Origin of the sequence: Rhodoblastus sp., assembly GCF_041915505.1 — a bacterium.
GTDB lineage: Bacteria > Pseudomonadota > Alphaproteobacteria > Rhizobiales > Beijerinckiaceae > Rhodoblastus.
Genome location: NZ_JAYSBG010000364.1, coordinates 1 through 3,392, shown reverse-complemented (window position 1 = coordinate 3,392; position 3,392 = coordinate 1). Strand labels below are relative to the sequence as shown.

Annotated in this window: 3 protein-coding genes; all 3 read right to left on the bottom strand. The window is 63.4% G+C overall.

Features of this window, described 5'->3' with window-relative positions:
• Window positions 1–199 precede the first annotated feature (199 nt).
• Window positions 200–1,831: a molecular chaperone GroEL gene (locus ACE3S9_RS16965; RefSeq protein ID WP_374547657.1), complete on the bottom strand. Its 1,632-nt coding sequence runs from the start codon at window positions 1,829–1,831 to the stop codon at window positions 200–202.
• A 132-nt stretch (window positions 1,832–1,963) separates the two neighbouring features.
• Window positions 1,964–2,332, bottom strand: a complete 369-nt coding sequence (locus tag ACE3S9_RS16960; protein ID WP_283365610.1) for an MmoB/DmpM family protein — start codon at window positions 2,330–2,332, stop codon at window positions 1,964–1,966.
• Between the two features lie 14 nt (window positions 2,333–2,346).
• A partial coding sequence (locus tag ACE3S9_RS16955) for a toluene hydroxylase (protein WP_374547656.1) occupies window positions 2,347–3,392 on the bottom strand: 1,046 nt, incomplete at its 5' end.

The window sequence follows — 3,392 nt, the reverse complement described above, 5'->3', positions numbered from 1 at the left end:
AAGCGCCAAGCCGGTCGAAACGCCGGGCGGCAATTCCGAACCGGCGAATGCATTGCTGGTATTCAGGAGCAAGAGGCCAACGGCCGTCATCGCTCCCGCAATTTGGTTCAGTTTCATTTTTTCCTCTCTTGAAAAAAATCGAAGCCGTTGGGGCAATTCGATCGCCGGCGTTGAGTTCGCCGCTTTTCTTGGAGCGCGTTCAGGCGCGCCCGAGCTTTTCCGCGCCGCCGCCCCGGCTCGGTCCGGCGGTCGGATCGACTTCCATGGGCAGATCGGCCACGAGGGTTTCGGTGGTAAGGATCAGGACGGCGACGGAGGCGGCGTTGCCGAGCGCCGTCGTGGTGACGCGGACGGGATCGATGACGCCCGCCTCAAACATGTCCTGGAACACGCCGCGCGCCGCGTTATAGCCATAGCCCGCGTTTTGGCCCGTGGCCTCGGCGACGACCTTCTCGCAATCCGCGCCGGCGTTCAGCGCGATCTGTTTGAGCGGGCAGGTCAGGATCGACTTGACCAGCCTCACGCCCTCCGCCACGTCGCCTGCCGCGCCCGCGAGCACAGGGTCGAGAACGTGCCCGACCTGGGCAAGCGCCGTCCCGCCGCCCGCAACCACGCCTTCCTCCGCGGCGGCGCGCACGGCGTTCAGCGAATCTTCCAGCAACTGGACGGTGCGTTTCTGTTCGACCGGCGTCCTGCCGCCCGCGTAAAGCACGGCGGCGCCGCCCGAAAGCTTGGCGACGCGTTCGCGCAGCTTGTCCTGATCGATATTCGGCGCCGAGACGTCCAATTGCCGCTGAACCTGAGCGCGGCGGGCGACGACCGCCGCGGCATCGCCGCCGCCGCGAACGATCAATGTATGGGTCGCGCTGGTGCGCACGCTCGCCGCCGAGCCGAGGGTTTCCTCGGTGACGTCTTCGATCCGGCCGCCGAGGTCGCGGGCGACGACCTGTCCGCCGGTCATGATCGCCATGTCCTCGAGCAGCGCCTTGCGCCAGTGGCCATATTCCGGCGGATGAACGACGAGATATTTGCCGACGCCGCTCTTGCTCACGAGGTTGACGATCACCTCGGGAGAAACCTCCTCGGCGACAATGAGCAGCGGGCGGCCCGCCGCATCAGCGATGGCGCGCGCCTTGTCGAGCGACGCCGGATCCTTGATCTTCAAATCGGTCAGCAGGATGAATGGCCGCTCCAGCACGGCTTCCATCTTTTCCTGATCGGTGACCATGTGGTGGGACAGATAGCCGCGGTCGAACGACATGCCTTCCAGAACGTCGAGCGTCGTCTCGGTGGTGACGCTGAAATCCGCGCTGATGATGCCGCTGAGGCCGACCCTCTCATGCGCCTCGGCGACCAGCGCGCCAAGCTTCGGATCGGTGGCGGCGATGGTGGCCACCGCCCGCAATGTTTCGGGGTTGTTGGCCGGCCTCGCCGAGGCCTTGAGGGCGGCGACCACGGCCGCTACGCCCAGTTCGATGCCCCGGCACAGATCGACGGTTTTCGCCCCGCGTCCGGCCGCCGCATTGCCGGATTGAACGAGCGCATTGGCGAGCACGATCGCCGTGGTCGTGCCGTCGCCTGCGACTTCATTCGTCTGCATCGAGACTTCGCGCACGACCTGCGCGCCCATATTCTCGAAACGGTCTTCCAACTCGATCGACGCCGCAATGCTCACGCCGTCGCGCGTGATGATCGGCGTGCCCACGGGCCGGTCGATCATCGCATTCATACCCTTGGGGCCGAGGGTTGGCACGACAGCGGCCGCGAGACGGGCGACGCCACGCGCCAGAGCCTGACGCGCTTCGGAATTATGCAGCATGATCTTGGGCATAGAAGCTCCTGCCCGCCGCGGGGCCCCGGGCGGATTGGTTTGGCGAAACGGGAAATGCGCATTTCGGTCTGCCGGGAATTTGGTTCCCGCCAGGGTGGCGGGCCGCTCCGAAGAGCGGCCCGCCGGATTGGCTTAGATATATTCTTCCATCTCGGTCATATCGCCGAACAGGATGATCGTGTTGTCGTCGACGCGCACCATCCGCCCGTAATGGGTGGAGGCGTTCACTTCGAACATTTCCGCGGTCATCTCGCGTCCGAGATAATCGGAGATTTCATCCATCTTGAAGATCAGCTTGCCGACGCCGTCGATGCGGATCAGCGCCGGCTGATAAGTGATGATGACGTCCGGCTTTTGCGCCATGAACTCGGCGATGGCGCGGGCCTCGACGGAGTCGCTCATCGTGACGCCGCACTGGTGCGAAATCGTCTCTTCAAAAGTGATGGTGTCCATCGTTTTGAAAATATTGGCGTGCGACGAATCTCTCGCTGATGTGGACATATTGTTTGACTCCCTTAGGCCTTGAGGCCGAGTTCGCGAATGATCTGTTCGAAACGCTCCTGGCGTTTGGCGTGCGCCTCGGCGTAGGAGATGGGCTTGGAATGCGGCATCGACCACAAGGGCTGCAGCGCCGTCGCAGCCGCATCGGCGAGCGCGCGATGCTTCTTCAACCAACCCTGGAACAGGCTGCGGTTGTGTTCGCCATATTGGGCGTCATTGACCAGCAGGTAGGCGAGGTCGATCGTGTTGGCGAGGTTGCGCTCGTAATCGCCTTCGGCCGCCGAAATGACCGATGGGGTCATCGAATCCTTGTTGGCGGATCCGACCGGAATGAAGAAGCCGGAGCGGACGAGTTCGCCGACGAGCGGTTCGAACACGATATTGGTCGCGAAATATTGTTCGAGATAATCGGTAGCGCCCATGATCGACTCGACGGCCCGACGAACGCCTTGCCACATCGGATCTTCCAGCCACGCCTTCTTGCCGACTTCATCGCTCCAGCCGGGAATATCCAGGCCGATTTCCGCAAGGAACAGCGTGATGTCCTGCGCCAGCCGCAGCTTGTACGACGAGTTGGTCAACGTGGCGTTGTTGATCATCTGCGTATAGCCGTAGCGCTGGGCGTGCATCAGCGACGTGCCGAGGCCGAACTCCGCATGTTTCCACGCGCCGAGCTGGGTCTGGAGAATGCCGAGCCAGGCCTTGTCGAACGTCAGCGGCGTTCCGGCCTTGCGGCCGTTCGCGATCACGCCCTGAACCATGACCTCGATGCGGGACTGACGCTGATAATGCGTGCGCTCCCACTCCTGGTCCGGCGCCCGGAAGGCATGCCAGTTGGAGCTCTTGGCCGCGGTGTTGTCCTTGACGTAGGCGCCCTTGCCGTCGGCGAAGGAGATGATCCAGTCCTGGATGAGATAGCGTTCGGGATCGGGCTGAACATCGACGGTCACGTCTTCGTAATGCGTCGCGCGATTGGCCCTTGGCTGGAAATACCGGTATTTCCGGCTATCGGAGTCCGCGAATGTCGCGGCCCCGGCTGCGCCGGACCCGACCGAACTTG